Here is a 17,862-nt window from a genome sequence, read left to right as displayed (position 1 = left end):
TCTCGGTGAGGTCAAGCCGTATTCTGATTCAACTCATGCAACTGCATGTTGATGATCTTCAGCGTCGCCATGATCGCGGCAAAAACCTGGTTGGCATGGACGCCGCGGGTCTTGCGCAGTTCGCTGCCGCAGTTCCAGGTGATCACGCACTCGGTCAGGGCGTCGGTGTGGCCGCCCTTGGGAATGCGGACTTCGTAGTCAGCCAGGGGCGGCACGGTGTAATCGTGCTCTTTCATCGCTTTGTTGACGGCGTCGATGAAGGCGTCGAAGCCGCCGTTGCCGGCCCCCGATATCACGTGTTTGGCGCCGTTCACGTCCAGCCGGAGGCTGGCGGTCGACTCCAGATGCAGGCCACTGGTAATGAAACAGTTGAGCAACTTGATGTGCTGGTAGTTCTTGCTCTCCAGCACGTCGGCGATGATGAACGGCAGATCGTCGGTGGTGATGGTCTGTTTGGAATCGCCGAGGCTGACGATGCGCGCCAGCACTTTTTTCTGGTTTTCTTCGGACAGATCGATCTCCAGCAACTCCAGATTTTTCTTCAACGAGGCCTTGCCGCTCATCTTGCCCAGAGCATAGCTTCGAGAGCGCGAAAACCGCTCGGGGCTCAATCTGGATTTGTACAAACCGCCTTTATGGTCGCCGTCGGCATGGATGCCGGCAGTCTGAGTGAAGACGTCGCTGCCGACGATCGGCGCGTTGGCGGCGACGCGCTTGCCGGAAAAATTCTCGACCATGTTGCTGAGCCGCACGATGTGGGTTTCGTCGATCGACAACTGCATGTTCATTTTGTCGCGCAACACCACCGCCACTTCCGCCAGCGAAGCGTTGCCGGCGCGCTCGCCGAGGCAATTTACCGTGCAATGGACGGCGGTCGCGCCGGCACGCACGGCCGCCATGACGTTGGCGGTCGCGAGGCCGTAATCGTTGTGCGGGTGAAAGTCGAACTGCAATGCCGGGTAGCACCGGCACATGTCGCTGAAGCTGGTGAAGACTTCGTCGGGGGACATCACCCCCAGCGTGTCGGGCAGCATGAAATGGCTGATGCCGGCCTCCTTAAGGCTGTCCATCAGCGCGTAAACGTAATCGGGGCTGTTCTGGTAACCGTTCGACCAGTCTTCCAGATAGACGTTGACCTTCAGGCTCCGGCTCAGCGCGTAGTCGACGGTCTGCAGAATATCGGCGGTATGCTGTTCCCGCGTTTTGCCCAGTTGTTCGCGGCAGTGCTTTTCGCTGCCCTTGGTCAGCAGATTGATGACGCTGCCGCCGGTTTCCAGAATCCAGTCGACGCTGCGGGTATGGTCGACGAAGCCCAGCACTTCGACGCAGCCGTCGAAACCTTCCTGCTTCGCCCATTGGTTGATGTTGGTGACGGCTTCCTTCTCTCCTGCAGAGACACGGGCCGAAGCCACTTCGATGCGGTCGACCCTGAGCGACTGCAGCAAGGCTTTCGCAATGTTGACTTTTTCTGCCGGAGTAAAGGAAACGCCCTGGGTTTGTTCACCGTCCCGCAAGGTGGTGTCCATCAGTTGAATGAATCTGGATTTTGTCGCCATGCCTAAGGCCTATCCTCTCGCTGCCTGTACTTATAATATCAAACCATCCGTTTAACCGGCCGGAATCGACCGGACCGGCAGCGTAGTCGGAATCGTTTCCGCCGGTCCATCGCTTGTCCGGAAAGTTAAGCGCAATCAGCAATTGTCCCGAAAAAACATGGGATTTGCAATGATATGGCGATAAATTTTAGCAACTACCGCTCCTTTCATCCTGTATCTTTTCTGATCTTTTTTCCTTTTTGCCGACCTGGTCATACCTTGCCTCGCCAACTCACAATAACCCATCATCCATTAGAGAGCAGCCGCGTTTCTGCCGGGAGTCCCGGAAATCAAACGATTAATTTTCGTTGACCTACCGATGCGCTTAAGAAGTAGAATACCGTCCATGAAGCCGCGGGACTGGAAGCGCTCGTTCGCGGGATGCGGCGATGCTGGACCGATGACGATGCCTTGCTCGCCGAAACGGAAAAGATTTTCGACGCGATTTATCAAGCCTTTTCAGGAAACGACTCATGAATGAACCCGCTCCTTCGCAAACGCCTCCTCCGCCGGTCACTTTAGGACAAGCCTTCCGGTACTGGCTGAAACTCGGTTTCATCAGCTTCGGCGGCCCGGCCGGGCAAATCGCGATCATGCACCAGGATCTGGTCGAGAAGAAACGCTGGATCTCCGAACGGCGCTATCTGCACGCACTCAATTACTGCATGCTGTTGCCCGGCCCCGAAGCCCAGCAGTTGGCGATCTACATCGGCTGGCTCATGCACCGCACCTGGGGCGGCATCATCGCCGGCGGGTTGTTCGTTCTGCCGTCGCTGCTGATTCTGATCGTTTTGAGCTGGATTTACATGGCTTTCGGACATCTGCCCGCTGTTGCCGGAGCGCTCTACGGCATCAAACCGGCGGTTACCGCCATCGTCCTTTTCGCCGCGTACCGGATCGGCTCCCGGGCGTTAAAAAACTGGCTGTTGTGGGCGATGGCGGCGCTGGCGTTTCTCGCCATTTTTGCATTGCATGCGCCGTTTCCGCTGATTGTCTTGGTCGCCGCACTGCTCGGTGCCGCCGGCGGCAAGTTCGCGCCCCGAAAATTCGCCGTCGGCGGCGGACACGGCGCGGCCAGACAAAGTCACGGCCCGGCGCTGATCGACGACGATACGCCGACGCCGGCTCATGCCCGGTTCACCTGGAAAGGCTTGAGCAGAATGCTGTGCGCAGGAGGGATTTTATGGGGCGGAGCGATCGGCTTACTGTGTGCACGCTACGGCTGGCACGGCGCCTTGACGCAGATGGGCTGGTTTTTCACCAAGGCGGCGCTGCTGACCTTCGGCGGCGCGTATGCGGTGCTGCCTTATGTCTATCAAGGCGCAGTCGAACATTATCAGTGGTTGACCCCGCAGCAAATGATCGACGGGCTGGCGCTGGGCGAAACGACGCCGGGACCGCTCATTATGGTGGTGACCTTTGTCGGCTACGTCGCCGGCTGGACAAGTGAACTGTTCGGTCCGGATCAGCTCTTCAAGGCAGGTGCCGTGGCTGCCGTGGTCGTGACTTATTTCACGTTCCTGCCCAGCTTTCTGTTCATTTTGATGGGCGGCCCGCTGGTCGAATCCACGCACGGCAATCTGAAATTCACCGCGCCTCTGACCGGCATTACCGCTGCCGTGGTCGGCGTCATTCTCAATCTCGCCACCTTTTTCGCTTACCACGTTTTCTGGCCGCAAGGCTTCGCGGGAAGTTTTGACGCTGTCGCCGCCACGATCGGCTTCTTCGCGATGGCGGCGCTGTTACGCTATAAAGCCGGGGTAATCCCGGTCATTATCGCTTCTGGTACGGCGGGACTGCTGCTCAATTTTGTCAAACCCTGGCTTGCCCAGGCGGTGGGGTGACGATGAACACGATTCATTACTCTATCGGACGGGCTCTTAATGTCCCAATTGCTGCCGCAGCGTTTCCATCTCTTCCAGCAAGTCGAGAATCAGGGCGCTGCCGGGCAGATTCACCCCGAGATCATTCTGCAGGCGGATGGCGATTTGCAAGCGCTTCAAGGCCTTGGTATCGAAACGCCAGGTATGGACCGAAGCCCCCTGCGGTTCCAATACGCCTTCGTCGACCATTTCGATGACGCGTTCCGGCGTGGCTTCGGCGTATCGGCACAGTTCAACCAGGGTAAAGCGCATCGTTTCATCCAGAAGGGTGCCGGAGATAACCAACAATTCCTTCTTCATCGTCATCCTCCCATCTCATTGCGCGGATTCATCGGCATGGTTTTGGCCATCTGTTCGTAGAGTTTTCTGGCCGCCTCCGTTGCCGCCGGCGGGGCCATTATTTTCAGGGTCACGTATTGATCTCCGGGAGGATTGCCGGGAAGTCCCCGGCCCTTCAAACGGAGTTGTCTGCCGGTTTGAGAGCCCGCGGGAATTTTTAGTTCAACCTTTCCTCCCAGCGTGGGCACGCCGACCGTGGCGCCCAAGGCGGCTTCCCATGGCGTTACCGGCAATTCCAGATAAATATCCCGTTCTTTGGCCCGAAACAGCCGGTGCGGCTTGAATTCGATTTCGAGATAGAGATCGCCGGGAGTGCCGCCGCCCATACCCGGAGTTCCCTGCGCCGCCAGTCGAATGCGCTGTCCCGCCTTGACGCCTTTGGGGATCTTGACGCTGAGCGTGCGGATTCTGGAAACGACATGGCCTCCGGCATCGATTTCAGGCGCATTGAGCGAGATCACGTGTTCTCCTCCCTGATAGGCATCCTCCAGATCGATCTGAATCCTGGCATGCTGATCCCGGCCGTGCGCATGAAATTCCTGACGGGAGCCACCGGCTTCGCCGGGTCTGAAACCGCCGCCGAACAGGGCCTCGAAAAAATCGCTGAAGCCCGAACCGTGCGCGCCCGTGAAACCGCCGCCGAAACCGAAATCGGGAGCCCAGTCGGGAGGCGGGGTGAAGCGCTGACCTTCCTGCCAATTTTGCCCTATCTGATCGTAGGCGGCCCGTTTTTTGGGATCCTTAAGCACTTCATAGGCCTCGCCCAGTTCCTTGAACTTGGCTTCCGCATTCGGTTCCTTGCTGACGTCGGGATGATATTTCCGGGCCAGCCTCCGGTAAGCCCGTTTTATTTCCTCCGGCGTCGCCTCCTTGGCAAGGCCCATGATTTTGTAATAATCTTTATATTCCATTCGACCGGCCAATGGTTAAAGTGTATCGGGCGGAAAAACGGCTGTTTTAAAACGCCTTTCCAATAATCAAAACATGCTTCAGCCGTCGATCGAGTCAAACGGCTGTCGACGGATTCGCGCTCTTTATCATTCAATGACAAGAAATGCCCGTTCTAATTCCCTTCCGCCGCGGACAATCGAAGTTCCGTACGATGGATGCGCTTCGCTTATCCACCCTACCGTGTATTATTTTCTTTACTTAACGGCATTGTCCGATTCCCTTCCGCCATGGCGATCGAATGTGTGAGGGAAACCGGCAGGACGCCGGCAAGCCGGGATATGATACATATTGATGCAGCATTGCGTGAAGTGCCGGTTTATACTTTATCCTTAAGGGACTGCCCGGCGGGATTCCGAATCGAGCCACCGCAAGAAATCCGCTCATCCGTCCTCACAAGGGAAATGAACGACGTCTCCGAAGCCTTTCCGGTTCTCCAGCACTGGCTACGGGCGTAGGAGCGCATTCACTTGTCCATCTTTAATATTAATAAAAAGCTAATTGCACAGAGCCGTCCATGACCCATACACCTGTCGATCCGTCACAACTCTATAAACCTTGCGATCTCTCCCAATGGACCTTTTCTTCCACCGAAGAACTGGAAGACATTGATTTGGGCGTCGGCCAGGAACGCGCCATAGAAGCGATCAAATTCGGCATTCGCATACGTCAGAACGGCTACAATATTTTTGCTCTGGCGCCTTCGGGCACCGGCAAACTCACTTCGGTGACCCAATTGGCCGAGCACGAGGCTGTCCGGCAAGCGGTGCCGTCCGACTGGTGCTACGTTCACAATTTCAGCCATCCCGCCAAACCGGCGGCCATCCGGCTGGAACCGGGACACGGCCGGATTTTTCAGGCCGACATGGAAGAACTGATCGACGAATTGAGCGTCGCGATCCCGGCCGCTTTCGACGGCGACGAGTACCGCGCACGCGTCGGAGAGCTGGAGAGCGATTCGCGCCAACGCGAAATCGACCAGCTCAGCCAGTTGCGCGATGAGGCGGCCAACGCACATATCATCCTGACCGAAACTCCGACCGGCTTCGCCTTCATGCCCGGCGACGAGAAGGATCAGCCGATCGGTTCTGAAGAATTCAACAAGCTCGATAAAGCCAAACAACACGAAATCCAGAATACTATCTACGAATTTCAAAATCGCCTGCAAGCCTTGCTGAAGAAATTTCCCGCCTGGCGCAAGGAAACCAAGCGTAAACTACAGGCGCTCAACCGGGAAGTCGCCGAACTGGCGGTGAATCACTCGATCGACGACCTGCTGGAAAAATACGCCAAACACGAAGTGATACTGGACTATCTGAAAGACGTCAAAGCCGACGTCATCGAGCACATCCGGGATTTCATTCCGCACAGCGACAAAGTCCCGCCCTTTATGGAACTGGCGCAGGAGCCCAATCCCTTCAAGCGCTACCAGGTCAATCTGATGGTCGACTTCAGCGGCACCCGGAGCGCTCCGGTCGTCTACGAAGACCACCCCAACTACGGCAACCTTCTGGGCCGCATCGACCATCAGGCCTATATGGGCTCTCTCGTGACCGATTTCACGATGATCAAGCCCGGCGTGCTGCATAAGGCCAACGGCGGCTATCTGATTCTCGATGCGCAAAAGCTGCTGCTTCAGCCCTATGCCTGGGAAACCCTCAAACGCACCCTGCAGGCCGGAGAAATCCGCATCGAATCCCTGGAACGCGCGCTCAGCCTGATCAGCGCGTCCTCCCTGGAGCCGGCGCCGATACCGCTGGACGTCAAGGTGATTCTGCTCGGCGACCCGCTGATTTATTACCTTTTGAGCGCCTATGATTCCGAATTTCAGGACCTGTTCAAAGTGGCCGCCGATTTCGACGACGTGGTTTCCAGAGCGGACAAGAACCACGAATACGTCCGTCTGCTGGCGACGCTGTCTCGGCGTGAAAAATTACGTCCCCTGACCCGGAACGCGGTGGCCAGGGTCGTCGAACACAGCGCCCGGATGGCCGGGGATGCCGAAAAATTGCTGACTCATTTGCGGAGCATCAAGGATCTTCTGACCGAAGCCGATTTTTGGGCGGAAAACAACGGCCACAACCAAATTACCAACAGCGACGTCCAGCAGGCGATCGACCACAGAACCCGAAGACTCGACAAGATCAGGGAAAAACTCTACGAAAACATCCATCGCGGCACGGTACTGATCGATACCGCGGGCAAAGTGGCGGGCCAGATCAACGGCCTTTCGGTTTTGCAACTGGGCGGCTTCAGTTTCGGCCAGCCGTCCCGAATCACGGCGACCACGCGCCTCGGCGCCGGCAGGATCGTCGACATCGAGCGGGAAACGAAGCTCGGCGGCGCCATCCATTCGAAAGGCGTCCTGATTCTGTCAAGCTACATCGGCGCCCACTATGCGCGAAAAAGCCCGTTTTCGCTCTCGGCCAGCGTCGTTTTCGAACAATCCTACGGCCAGGTCGAAGGCGACAGCGCTTCCCTGGCGGAACTGTGCGTCATTCTGTCCTCGTTGACGCAGGTTCCTTTGCGGCAGGATCTGGCAATCACCGGTTCTCTGAACCAATTGGGCCAGGTTCAGCCGATCGGCGGCGTCAACGAAAAAATCGAAGGATTTTTCGACATTTGCGCCAAACAGGGCTTGAGCGGCAGCCAGGGCGTGATCGTCCCGTCCGCCAACCTCAAACACTTGATGCTGCGCTGGGACGTGGTCCATGCGGCGCAAACCGGGCAATTTCACATTTATGCGGTAAGCACCGTCGATCAAGCGCTGGAACTGCTGACCGGCATGGCCGCCGGCCGTCCCGACGACCGGGGCAACTATCCGCCGGACACCTTTAACGGACGGGTCGAAGCTCAACTGGCGCAGTTCGCCACGATAAAAAAAGCCCTTGGCCCGACCCGGAAGACCGGTTCTGCAACAATCCGTCCGCCGGAAGAAAACGATCGATAAGGAAAGAAGACGGTTTTAGCCGGCCGGCGGATTAATGCAATTCACGATGGCGGACGATCACGTTGAGCACGGGGCTTCTGAATTTCCGGGCCAGGGCATCGACCAGATAGACCGAGCGGTGCTGGCCGCCGGTGCAGCCGATACCCACGGTCAGATAACTTCGGCCTTCGGCTTCGAATCGGGGAATCCAGCGTTCGAGAAAATGGCTGACGTCCTGAAAAAATTCGGCGACCAGAGGCTGCGCTTTAAGGAATTCGACGACGTCCTGGTCTTTGCCGGTCTTGGGGCGCAATTCGGGAACCCAGTGCGGGTTGGGCAGGCTTCTGGCGTCGAAAATGAAATCGGCGTCCAGCGGGATGCCGTGCTTGTAACCGAACGACTGGAATTGCAGCGAGATGTGTTTGATGTCCCGCTCATGGAACTGCTCTCGGATCAGCTCGCGTAACTGATGATAGTGCGTCCGGCTGGTATCGATAACAACGCTGGCGTAACGTGAAATCGGAGCCAGCATTTCCTTTTCGATTTTCAATGCTTCCGACAGCGGAACATTGAAATCGGTCAACGGATGTTTACGGCGCGTTTCGCTGTAGCGCTTCAGCAAAGTGGATTCTTCCGCCTGCATGAAAACGACTTCGCAATCTATTTTTTTGCTGCGGATCAGGTTCATGCTGTCGGAAAAATAAGGAAGTTTTTCCAACTGATTCCGGGAATCGATGCTGATGGCCGTTTTGGCGTAGGTCTTGGAGTCCTCCAGCATCACACGATTGATGAAGTCCTCGAGCAGCGTCACCGGCAAGTTGTCGATGCAAAAATAACCGCAGTCTTCGAGCGTCTCCAGCGCGATGCTTTTGCCCGAGCCGGAAAGGCCGCTGATAATCAATAGCTTCATAATCCACCGGTCTATAAAACTAAAGACAACAGGAACAGGGGGACTACGCCGGACCTGTTCCCAGGCGCATCCTTATTTTATCTGTGTCCCCAGTTTTTCTCTTTGTATTTGGTGATCTGACGATCCAGCTTGTCGACCATATTGTCGATGGCTACGTACATGTCCTCCTGGGAATCCTCGGCGAACAGTTTGGCGCCGCTGATCTGCAGTGTGGCTTCGGCTTTTTGAACCAATTTTTCTACGGTCAGAATAACGTGGACGTCGGTAACATTATCAAAATGACGCGCCAATTTCTCAAATTTTGCGTCGATGTGCGCCTTGAGCGCCTCGGTAATTTCAAGATGATGGCCTGTTACGATTACGTGCATGGAATAAACTCCTGTTGGTGTTGATGACTGGTTTTTATCAATGGGCGGGCTTATAGAAAGCGCTTTCTTTCGCTTGAAGGCGGGATGAGCATGGCTTCCCGATACTTGGCTATGGTTCTGCGAGCCACGTTGATGCCTTTTTCATTTAATAAATCGGCTATTTTACTATCACTTAACGGTTTGATGGGATTTTCGTTGGCGATTAATTCCTTGATGAAGGCACGGATCGCGGTCGACGAGCACTCGCCGCCGCCTTCGGTCGAGACGTGGCTGGAAAAAAAATACTTGAATTCGTAGATGCCTTGCGGCGTATGCATGTATTTTTGCGTGGTCACGCGGGAGATCGTGGACTCGTGCAATTCCAGCTCTTCGGCGATTTCCTTCAATACCATCGGCTTCATGGCGATGGAGCCGTGTTCGAGAAAACCGGCCTGCTTTTCGACAATGCTTCGCGCCACCCGCAGCAACGTATCGTTGCGGCTGTTGAGACTTTTGATGAACCATCGGGCTTCCTGCAGGTGATCTTTCATGCAGACGTTGTCCTTGCTGTCGTCCGCCCTTTTGATCATCGACGAATAAAAAGGATTGATGCGCAGTTTCGGAGCAATGTCGGGATTCAGGTTGACCTGCCATTTTCCGTTTTTCTTGACGACGTAGACGTCGGGAATCACGTATTCGGAGCTTTCGCTTTTCAAGCGCGCGCCGGGTTTGGGATCCAGCGTCCGGATTAAAGCCACCACCTCGTTCAGGGCATGCTCGTTCAGACCCAGGCGGCGCATCAGTTTGCTCCGCTCATGATGAGCCAGGAGGTCCAGATGGCGCGTCACCAGCGTCAGCGCTTCCTCCCGGTAGGGTGTGCACTCCGGAAGCTGCGACAGTTGCAGGCGCAGGCAATCGCCCAAATCGGCCGCCGCAACGCCCGGCGGATCGAAGTGCTGAATTCGATGCAGCACCGCCTGGACTTCGTCGAGATCGAGATCGTCCAGTTGGCCTTTAAGCCCCTGATAAACGTCTTCGAGCGAACCGATCAAATAACCGTCTTCGTCGATGGAATCGATGATCGCCACCGCAATGGCATGATCGCGTTCGCTAAACTTGGTCAAATCCAGTTGCCACAAGAGATGGTCGAGCAAACTCGAGGTTTTGCTGCTTTGCGTTTCGAATTCGACCTCTTCGGAGTTCGCGGCGCCGAATTCGGGCGAAAACTCGAAAACGTCCTCCCACGACGAATCGATCGGCAATTCATCGGGAATTTCCGTCTGCGATCCTTCGCTGGTGACCTGATCCGAAAGTTCGGTTCTTTTCTCGGGAACCGGCTCGAGCGTTTGAAAGCCGCTCTCCTCCTCGCTTATCTCCAGCATCATATTGGATTCGAGGGCTTGCTCTATTTCGTGCTGCAAATCCAATGTCGACATTTGCAGCAGCTTGATCGCCTGCTGCAATTGAGGCGTCATCGTCATCTGCTGGCCGAGCCGAAGATGGAAAGATTGTTTCATTGCGGAAAAATAAATCGATTGTCGGTTGTGTTTTACAAACTGAAGTTGCTGCCTAAATATACTTTGCGCACTTCTTCATTGGCAACAATGGCGTCGGCGCCGCCTTCGGCGATCACCCGGCCTTCGTTTAGTATATACGCCCGGTCGCAAATGCCTAGGGTCTCCCGGACATTGTGCTCGGTGATCAAGATGCCGATTCCCCGATATTTCAAATGCTCTATGATTTTTTTAATGTCGTCGACCGAGATCGGATCGACGCCCGCGAAAGGCTCGTCCAGCAGGATAAAATGGGGATTGGTCGCCAGTGCCCGGGCGATTTCCACGCGCCGCCGCTCGCCTCCCGACAGGCTCAACGCCTTTTGTTCGCGCAGATGCAGAATGTGAAACTCCTGCAGCAATTCTTCAATCACCAGCTCGATCTGGCCACGGGTCAGATCCGGCCGGATTTGCAGTACCGCCCGGAGGTTGTCGGCAACGCTCAGTTTCCGGAAGACCGAGGGCTCCTGCGGCAGATAGCCGACGCCCAGTTGCGCCCGAAGATGCATCGGATGGTGGGTAATGTCCCGGGAATCCAGCGTAATACTGCCGGAATCGGCCTTGATCAAACCGACCATCATGTAGAAGCTGGTGGTTTTTCCGGCGCCGTTGGGTCCCAGCAGGCCGACGATTTCGCCGGTATTGACGTGCATGGTCACCCCGTTGACGACGTTGCGGTGATTGAAGGTTTTGACAAGCTGGTTTGCCGCTAGTGTGGCCATGCTATTACTGCTGTTTCGGTTTCGGTTTGATGACGACGCGCACCCGTTTGTCGTCCGAGTCTTTTTCTCCGGCCTTGACCAGCGAGGTCTTGATGTCGTATTGGATGTAATCGCTGGCATACGTGCCGGTGCCTTGCCAGACGACGGCCTGGTTTTTCAATATCAACAAATTCTTTTTCGGATAATATTCGCCGATCAGCGCCTCGCCGGTAATGTCTTCCTTGCCTACCTCGGGAGTTTGTTTGAACTTGGCCTTATCGCCGGTAAAGACCAGTTTGTCGGCTTCGCCGTTGACGAAATAGACGGTCAGTTTATCCGAGTTCACGCGGATGCTGCCCTGAATCGAGATCACGTCGCCGGTGTAAATGCTGACTTGCGCCTTGTCGTCGTAGGTGGCGGTATTGGAATCGATCGTGATCGGCTGATCGGCGTCGCTCTCCAGCGCAAGCACGGCGGCACTGTAAAAAACGGACAGCCAAAGTCCCGTACGAAAGAAACGGGTCGGTTTATTTTGATTCATATTGCCCCTTGACGTTAGCCAGCAGCTCCACTCGAACCGGCTCGGCGAAAAACAGTTTCATCCCGATTCCGGTCGTTCTGTTCGCGGCGCTGATCAGTTCCGCCCATTCGTCGGTTTCGGCATAGCTGGTTTCCGGTTTGACTCTGACGTTGGACGTATTGATCGTGACCGGCTTGACGCCTTCGGCTTCATCGCGCACCACCGAAACCTTGCCGTTCAGAATCAGGTTCTTGCCGTCCGCAGACATCACGCCCTTTTCCGAGCGAACCCTCCAGGGCGGAGCGGCTTCGTTATAGAAATACATCAAAGGGTTCTCCAGATGAGTGGTGCCGTCGTCGCTGTAATGGATCATTCTGTCGGCAATCAGTTTACTTTTCAGTCGGCCGGAGGCGTCCATTTCGTTCTTGGTGTAACCCGCGCTGAAAAAATCCGGACTGTGGGGCGGAACGGCGCCCGGCGCGATCAGCTCGAAACCGGTCAATTTAACCAGAAGCCAGCTTAAAAGAGCAATTCCTCCCAGATAGAGGTAAACTTTGAAATCCCGTAATCTCATTGCAGGTAGGCGGCAACCAGACCCTCGAAATGCCCTTGCGCCTGCATGATCAGATCGCAGACTTCCCTGACCGCCCCCTGGCCGCCCGGCAGGCGGGTGCACCAGTCGGCGCGCTGTTTGACCGCCGTATTGGCATCGTCCACCGCAACGGCCAGACCGACCCGGCTCATGATCGACAAATCGATCAAATCGTCGCCCACGAAGGCGACCTCTTCGGGCGTTACCTGCATTTTTCCGATAATGTCCTCGAAAGCCGCCCGCTTGTTTTCATGGCCTTGATAGACGTGCTCGATGTCCAGATTCTTCATCCGCAAGTTCACCGAGGCCGATGTCCTGCCTGAAATTACGGCGACTTCCACGCCGGTCGTGCGCAGCAGCTTGAGCCCGAAACCGTCCCGGACGTGAAACGACTTGTATTCGTTGCCCTGATTGTCAAAAAACAGTTTGCCGTCGGTCAAAACACCGTCGACGTCCAGAATCAATAATTTGATTTTTTTAGCTTTTTCGATAATAGCTTGCATGTTGTCCGTGTCAGTCGTTACCGTATTCCCGCGCGAATCAGGTCGTGCATATTCAACGCGCCGACCGCCCGATGCCCGGCGTCGGTCACGATTAGGGCGTTGATTCTTTTCCGCTCCATGATCTCCATGGCCTCGGCGGCCAGAATGTCGGGCGGAATGACGGTGCAGTTCGCCGTCATCACCTCGGCAATCGAAGTTTTGCCGACGTCCAGATTTTTACCCAGCATGCGCCTCAGATCGCCGTCGGTAAAAATGCCCGCGACTTTCCCGAAGGAATCGACAATCGCCGTCATTCCCAGCTTTTTTTCGGTCATTTCCAGCAGGGCTTCGGTGACCAGCGCCGATTTCGGAACCGAGGGCATTTTATCGCCGACGTGCATGAGGTCGCAGACCCTCAACAACAGGCGCTTGCCGAGGCTCCCGCCCGGATGCGACAAGGCAAAGTCGTCGCGGGTAAAACCTCGCGCTTCCAGCAGCGAGACCGCCAGTGCATCGCCCATTACCAGCGCCGCCGTCGTACTGGAGGTCGGGGCCAGACCGAGCGGGCAGGCTTCCTGTTTGACGCCGACGTTGATGTGGGTAGTCGCGGCGAGGGCGAGAGTGGACGCCGGATTGCCGGTCATCGCGATCAGCGGCACGCCCAGCCGTTTGATGATCGGCAGGATGGTCAACACTTCTTCGGTTTCGCCGGAATTCGACAACGCCAGCACGACGTCCTGCTTGGTAATCATTCCCAGATCGCCGTGGCTGGCTTCGCCCGGATGGACGAAAAACGCGGGCGTTCCGGTACTGGCCAGGGTGGCGGCGATCTTGCCGGCAATATGCCCCGACTTACCCATTCCGGTGACGACGACCCGGCCCGGGCAATTGAACATCAGCTTGCAGGCCGAGATAAAATGGTCGTCCACCTGCTCGGCCAGGGCCGCCACGGCCTGAGCCTCGACCTGGATAACCGCCAGGCCCAGCTCGCGTAGCTTTGAGTCGTGTAGTTTCATCATCGGCTGGCTCGTCGCGTCAAGCTCCGGCATGGCGGGATCATGCCCTTGATAATCCTGAAATAACATTCAAAAAATGCACATTATGACATGTTTATCCGGGTTATGTCCTAAATTCAACGCCGCGGCCAGGGGGAATCCGCCGAAGCGCTCCCGGAATGACCGGGCGGGACCGGTACGAGAGAAATCGCCGCTTCCGTTCCGGTCCGCCGCCCTTCATAGTTTCGGGGGATTTATAAAAATTGCCGCAATTTATTGACTTTATAAGGAATATTCATTCAAAATAGCGGGTTTAGATTGTCTTTTATCGATATTCCGATCGCCGCATGGAAAACAGCGTCAACTCACAAAATCCTCTGGTTTCGGTTCGAAATTTGTCTTTTTCGCGCGGGGACAAGAAAATTTTCGACGACATTTCGCTTGACCTCCAGCGCGGCAAAATCACCGCAATCATGGGTCCCAGCGGCACCGGCAAAACCACTCTGCTCAAACTCATCGGCGGACAACTAACGCCCGACGCCGGCACGGTGGAGGTCGACGGCCGAAACGTGCATCGTCTGCGCCGGGCCGAATTGTACGAACTGCGCAAGCGGATGGGCATGTTGTTCCAGAGCGGCGCTCTGCTAACCGACATGAGCGTTTATGACAACGTCGCCTTCCCGCTCCGGGAACACACGCACCTGCCCGAATCGATGATCCGCACGCTGGTGCTGATGAAATTGCAGGCCGTAGGACTGCGCGGCGCCCGCACCCTGATGCCGAACGAACTGTCGGGCGGCATGGCCCGGCGCATTGCGCTCGCCCGCGCCATTGCGCTGGACCCGATGATGATCCTATACGACGAGCCGTTTACCGGCCAGGATCCGATTTCGATGGGAGCGCTGGTGCATCTGATCAAATCGTTGAACACCACGTTGAACCTGACCAGCGTCATCGTCTCGCACGACGTGCAGGAAACCTCGGCCATTGCCGATTACATCTATCTGATTTCGGACGGCAAAGTGGTCGGCCAGGGAACTCCGTCGGAAATTGCCCATTCCGCCTCGCCCTGGGTGCAGCAGTTCATGAACGGCTCCGCCGACGGCCCCGTGCATTTTCATTATCCGGCCAGAGACTATCTGGACGATCTGCTGTCGACCGGAAAGCGTTATTAACGACAACTCGATATGACTCAATTTCTGCAGTTCCTAGGCAAAAACACCCGCGCCGGCTTTACCAAACTGGGCCGGGGGACCCGCTTTCTGTTCCATACGGTGTCCGGCATTCCCACGGTATTGCCCCGGCTCCGCCTGCTGGTCAACCAGATGTATTCGGTGGGCGTGCTGTCGTTTCTGATCATCGTCATTTCGGGCCTGTTCGTCGGCATGGTTCTGGGCCTTCAGGGTTATTACATTCTGTCCGACTTCGGCGCCGAAGAAACGCTGGGACTCATGGTTGCGGCCTCCTTGGTCAGGGAACTCGGCCCGGTCGTTTCGGCCCTATTGTTCGCCGGTCGCGCCGGCTCGGCATTGACGGCCGAGATCGGCCTGATGAAAGCGACCGAGCAACTGTCCGGCATGGAAATGATGGCGGTGGATCCGGTCAAGCGGATCATCACGCCGCGCTTTCTGGCCGGGCTTCTGGCGATGCCGCTGTTGGCCGCCCTGTTCAGCGCGGTCGGCATCATCGGCGGCGAACTGGTCGGCACCGGCCTTTTGGGCGTCGACGAAGGTTCCTACTGGTCGCAGATGCAGGCCAACATCGATTTTTACGACGACATCGTCAACGGCGTCATCAAAAGCCTCGTGTTCGGTTTCGTCACCACCTGGATCGCTCTGTTCGAAGGCTACGATTCGGTTCCGACTTCCGAGGGCGTCAGCCGGGCCACCACGCGCACCGTGGTCAATTCCGCTTTTAGTATCTTGGGTCTCGATTTCATCCTGACCGCACTCATGTTTGGAGACGATTAATCTATGCAGTCAACCACCACTCAGGACACCCTGATCGGGCTTTTTGTCGCCGCCGGCATCGCCGGGCTGTTTTTTCTGGCCCTTCAGGTGAGCAATTTGAGCACCTTCATCGAGCAGGACAGCTATACGGTCATTGCCCGCTTCGATAATTCCGGCGGGTTGAAAGTGAAATCCCCGGTGTCCGTCGCCGGCGTCAAAATAGGCCAGGTCAGCTCGATCGGCTTCGATCCGGAAACCTATCAGTCGGTGGTCAAAATGTCGATTTATTCGCAATACGACAACCTGCCCAGCGACACCACCGCCAGCGTCTTCACCGCCGGCCTGCTCGGCGAACAATACGTCAGCCTTGAACCCGGTGGCTCCGAAGAATACCTGAAAGAAGGCAGCAACATCGAGATTACCCAGTCGGCCATCATCCTGGAAAAGGCGATCGGCCAGTTTCTGTTCAAATCCGCGGAAGAAAAAAAGAAGTGAGCAAACTCAACATCATCGACAAAGGGGGCGGGCTGTTTCTGATCGACGGCGATCTGACTTTCGCGACGATCGACAAACGGACCCTGAAGGCTTCTTCATTCCTGAATTCGGGAAAGGACGTCACGATCGACCTGGCTCAGGTGGCCTGTACCGACAGCGCCGGCTTGGCCTTATTGATCGAATGGTTGAAACGCGCCCGCGCTCGCCGAACTCATCTGCATTTCCGCAATATTCCACAGCAACTCCTCACGCTGGCCAAACTGAGCGGCTTCGATAAAACCAGCCATTTCCAAAGCCATGCCGATTGACTCCGGACGGCCGTTTTTTCAATTTCAATAGACTCTAAAAAGACTTTGTATGGATAAACTCATTATTACCGGCGGCACCCAACTTTCCGGCGAACTGCGCATCTCCGGCGCCAAAAATGCCGCCCTGCCGATCCTGGCCGCCACGCTGCTTTCGGAAAAACCAATCATGGTGGGCAACATTCCCCATCTGCACGACATTACCACGACGATGGAACTGTTGGGGCGCATGGGCGTGCATTTGCTGGTCGACGAAAAAATGAACATCGAAGTCGATTCGAGTTCGATCACCAGTTACGAAGCGCCTTACGAACTGGTCCGGACGATGCGGGCGTCCATTCTGGTGCTGGGGCCGCTGCTGGCGCGTTTCGGCGAAGCGCACGTGTCGCTGCCGGGCGGCTGCGCCATCGGCACTCGACCTGTCGACATTCATCTGAACGGACTGATGAAAATGGGCGCCGAGATTACCGTGGAGGGCGGCTACATCCATGCCCGGGCCAAACGGCTGAAAGGCTGTCGGCTGGTGCTGGAGCAGGTCACCGTCACCGGCACCGAAAACCTGATGATGGCGGCCGCACTGGCCGAAGGCACCACCATTCTGGAAAATGCCGCCAAGGAGCCGGAAGTCACCGACCTGGCGCATTTCCTGAATAAAATGGGGGCCAACATTTCCGGCATCGGCAGCGACGTTCTGGTCATCGAAGGCGCCGACCGGCTCGGCGTCGACAATCTCCATTACACGATCCTGCCCGACCGGATCGAAACCGGTACCTATTTGGTCGCCGCCGCCATTACCGGAGGCTCGGTCAAACTGAAAAACACGCGCCCCGACATTCTCGACGCAGTGCTGGAAAAATTGACCGAAGCCGGAGCCGACGTCACTACCGGCGACGACTGGATCAAACTGGACATGCACGGCAAGCGGCCGAAAGCGGTCTCGGTCCGCACGGCCCCTTACCCGGCCTTTCCGACCGACATGCAGGCCCAGTTCATCGCGCTGAACACCGTGGCCGAAGGCGTCGGCATCATTACCGAAACCGTCTTCGAAAACCGTTTCATGCACGTGCAGGAACTTCAGCGCATGGGCGCCGACATCAAACTGGAGTCCAACACCGCCATTTGCACCGGCGTGAACAAGCTGACCGCGGCCCCGATCATGGCCACCGATTTACGCGCCTCGGCCAGCCTGGTCATTGCGGCCCTGGCCGCCGAAGGCAGCACGCTGGTCGACCGGATTTACCATATCGACCGGGGTTACGATCACATCGAGGAAAAACTGGCGCAACTGGGCGCCACCATTCGCCGCGTTCCGAACTAAG

The 17,862-nt window shown here is 56.5% G+C and carries 18 protein-coding genes and 1 pseudogene; 8 read left to right on the top strand and 11 right to left on the bottom strand.

Features of this window, described 5'->3' with window-relative positions; all coding sequences use genetic code 11:
* Window positions 1-11: 11 nt before the first annotated feature.
* Window positions 12-1,556 carry an alpha-isopropylmalate synthase regulatory domain-containing protein gene (locus A3OW_RS0118785; RefSeq protein WP_020565007.1) on the bottom strand — a complete coding sequence of 515 codons (1,545 nt, stop codon included), beginning with the start codon at window positions 1,554-1,556 and terminating at the stop codon, window positions 12-14.
* Window positions 1,557-1,949: 393 nt separating this feature from the next.
* Between A3OW_RS0118785 and A3OW_RS29155 the strand changes: the two are divergent.
* Together A3OW_RS29155 and chrA are read left to right on the top strand one after the other, a co-directional pair.
* A pseudogene (locus A3OW_RS29155) lies at window positions 1,950-2,072 on the top strand (hypothetical protein); the annotation flags it as partial.
* Entirely contained in the window at window positions 2,069-3,439 is a 1,371-nt protein-coding gene (gene chrA / locus A3OW_RS0118770; protein WP_020565004.1) for a chromate efflux transporter, read from the top strand. The pseudogene A3OW_RS29155 and the gene chrA, both read left to right, overlap by 4 nt.
* Before the next feature lie 36 nt (window positions 3,440-3,475).
* On the opposite strand, the gene A3OW_RS0118765 is transcribed toward chrA, so the two are convergent.
* On the bottom strand, window positions 3,476-3,778 hold the full coding sequence (locus A3OW_RS0118765) for a chaperone modulator CbpM (protein WP_033411797.1): 303 nt from the start codon (window positions 3,776-3,778) through the stop codon (window positions 3,476-3,478).
* Between the two features lie 2 nt (window positions 3,779-3,780).
* Window positions 3,781-4,728: a DnaJ C-terminal domain-containing protein gene (locus A3OW_RS0118760; RefSeq protein WP_020565002.1), complete on the bottom strand. Its 948-nt coding sequence runs from the start codon at window positions 4,726-4,728 to the stop codon at window positions 3,781-3,783.
* A gap of 554 nt (window positions 4,729-5,282) precedes the next feature.
* Here A3OW_RS0118760 and A3OW_RS0118755 point away from each other — a divergent pair.
* Complete coding sequence (locus A3OW_RS0118755; RefSeq protein ID WP_020565001.1) at window positions 5,283-7,715, top strand: Lon protease family protein; 2,433 nt, start codon at window positions 5,283-5,285, stop codon at window positions 7,713-7,715.
* Window positions 7,716-7,746: 31 nt separating this feature from the next.
* On the opposite strand, the gene rapZ is transcribed toward A3OW_RS0118755, so the two are convergent.
* From rapZ to A3OW_RS0118715, 8 genes are all read right to left on the bottom strand, one after another.
* Complete coding sequence (gene rapZ, locus A3OW_RS0118750; RefSeq protein WP_020565000.1) at window positions 7,747-8,604, bottom strand: RNase adapter RapZ; 858 nt, start codon at window positions 8,602-8,604, stop codon at window positions 7,747-7,749.
* Window positions 8,605-8,681: 77 nt separating this feature from the next.
* Window positions 8,682-8,972 (bottom strand): ribosome hibernation-promoting factor, HPF/YfiA family, encoded by a 291-nt coding sequence (gene hpf, locus A3OW_RS0118745; protein WP_020564999.1) that lies wholly within the window; start codon window positions 8,970-8,972, stop codon window positions 8,682-8,684.
* A gap of 50 nt (window positions 8,973-9,022) precedes the next feature.
* A complete protein-coding gene (locus A3OW_RS0118740; RefSeq protein ID WP_020564998.1) occupies window positions 9,023-10,468 on the bottom strand; it encodes an RNA polymerase factor sigma-54 in 1,446 nt (481 codons plus the stop codon).
* Between the two features lie 32 nt (window positions 10,469-10,500).
* Window positions 10,501-11,226 carry an LPS export ABC transporter ATP-binding protein gene (lptB, locus tag A3OW_RS0118735; protein WP_020564997.1) on the bottom strand — a complete coding sequence of 242 codons (726 nt, stop codon included), beginning with the start codon at window positions 11,224-11,226 and terminating at the stop codon, window positions 10,501-10,503.
* Between the two features lie 4 nt (window positions 11,227-11,230).
* Window positions 11,231-11,746 carry a lipopolysaccharide transport periplasmic protein LptA gene (gene lptA / locus A3OW_RS0118730; protein ID WP_020564996.1) on the bottom strand — a complete coding sequence of 172 codons (516 nt, stop codon included), beginning with the start codon at window positions 11,744-11,746 and terminating at the stop codon, window positions 11,231-11,233.
* Window positions 11,733-12,299 carry an LPS export ABC transporter periplasmic protein LptC gene (gene lptC / locus A3OW_RS0118725; protein ID WP_020564995.1) on the bottom strand — a complete coding sequence of 189 codons (567 nt, stop codon included), beginning with the start codon at window positions 12,297-12,299 and terminating at the stop codon, window positions 11,733-11,735. Before lptC ends, lptA begins: the two co-directional genes overlap by 14 nt.
* Window positions 12,296-12,820 (bottom strand): 3-deoxy-manno-octulosonate-8-phosphatase KdsC, encoded by a 525-nt coding sequence (kdsC, locus tag A3OW_RS0118720; RefSeq protein WP_020564994.1) that lies wholly within the window; start codon window positions 12,818-12,820, stop codon window positions 12,296-12,298. The genes lptC and kdsC overlap by 4 nt, the downstream gene beginning before the upstream one ends.
* Before the next feature lie 17 nt (window positions 12,821-12,837).
* Window positions 12,838-13,815: a KpsF/GutQ family sugar-phosphate isomerase gene (locus A3OW_RS0118715; RefSeq protein ID WP_026223724.1), complete on the bottom strand. Its 978-nt coding sequence runs from the start codon at window positions 13,813-13,815 to the stop codon at window positions 12,838-12,840.
* A 326-nt stretch (window positions 13,816-14,141) separates the two neighbouring features.
* On the opposite strand from A3OW_RS0118715, the gene A3OW_RS0118710 reads away from it, so the two are divergent.
* From A3OW_RS0118710 to murA, 5 genes are read left to right on the top strand one after another with little or no spacing between them, the layout of a single operon-like run.
* Window positions 14,142-14,969 (top strand): ABC transporter ATP-binding protein, encoded by an 828-nt coding sequence (locus A3OW_RS0118710; RefSeq protein WP_020564992.1) that lies wholly within the window; start codon window positions 14,142-14,144, stop codon window positions 14,967-14,969.
* 12 nt (window positions 14,970-14,981) lie between these two features.
* Window positions 14,982-15,764: a lipid asymmetry maintenance ABC transporter permease subunit MlaE gene (mlaE, locus tag A3OW_RS0118705; protein WP_020564991.1), complete on the top strand. Its 783-nt coding sequence runs from the start codon at window positions 14,982-14,984 to the stop codon at window positions 15,762-15,764.
* 3 nt (window positions 15,765-15,767) lie between these two features.
* Complete coding sequence (gene mlaD, locus A3OW_RS0118700; protein ID WP_020564990.1) at window positions 15,768-16,238, top strand: outer membrane lipid asymmetry maintenance protein MlaD; 471 nt, start codon at window positions 15,768-15,770, stop codon at window positions 16,236-16,238.
* Window positions 16,235-16,546, top strand: a complete 312-nt coding sequence (locus A3OW_RS0118695; RefSeq protein WP_020564989.1) for an STAS domain-containing protein — start codon at window positions 16,235-16,237, stop codon at window positions 16,544-16,546. Before mlaD ends, A3OW_RS0118695 begins: the two co-directional genes overlap by 4 nt.
* A 49-nt stretch (window positions 16,547-16,595) precedes the next feature.
* Complete coding sequence (gene murA / locus A3OW_RS0118690; RefSeq protein WP_020564988.1) at window positions 16,596-17,861, top strand: UDP-N-acetylglucosamine 1-carboxyvinyltransferase; 1,266 nt, start codon at window positions 16,596-16,598, stop codon at window positions 17,859-17,861.
* The last annotated feature ends 1 nt before the right edge of the window (window position 17,862 follow it).

It is taken from the genome of Methylosarcina fibrata AML-C10 (assembly GCF_000372865.1).
In the GTDB taxonomy this organism is placed as follows: domain Bacteria; phylum Pseudomonadota; class Gammaproteobacteria; order Methylococcales; family Methylomonadaceae; genus Methylosarcina; species Methylosarcina fibrata.
The sequence above is the reverse complement of the archived record's forward strand: the minus strand, read 5'-3'. Positions and strand labels throughout refer to the sequence as shown.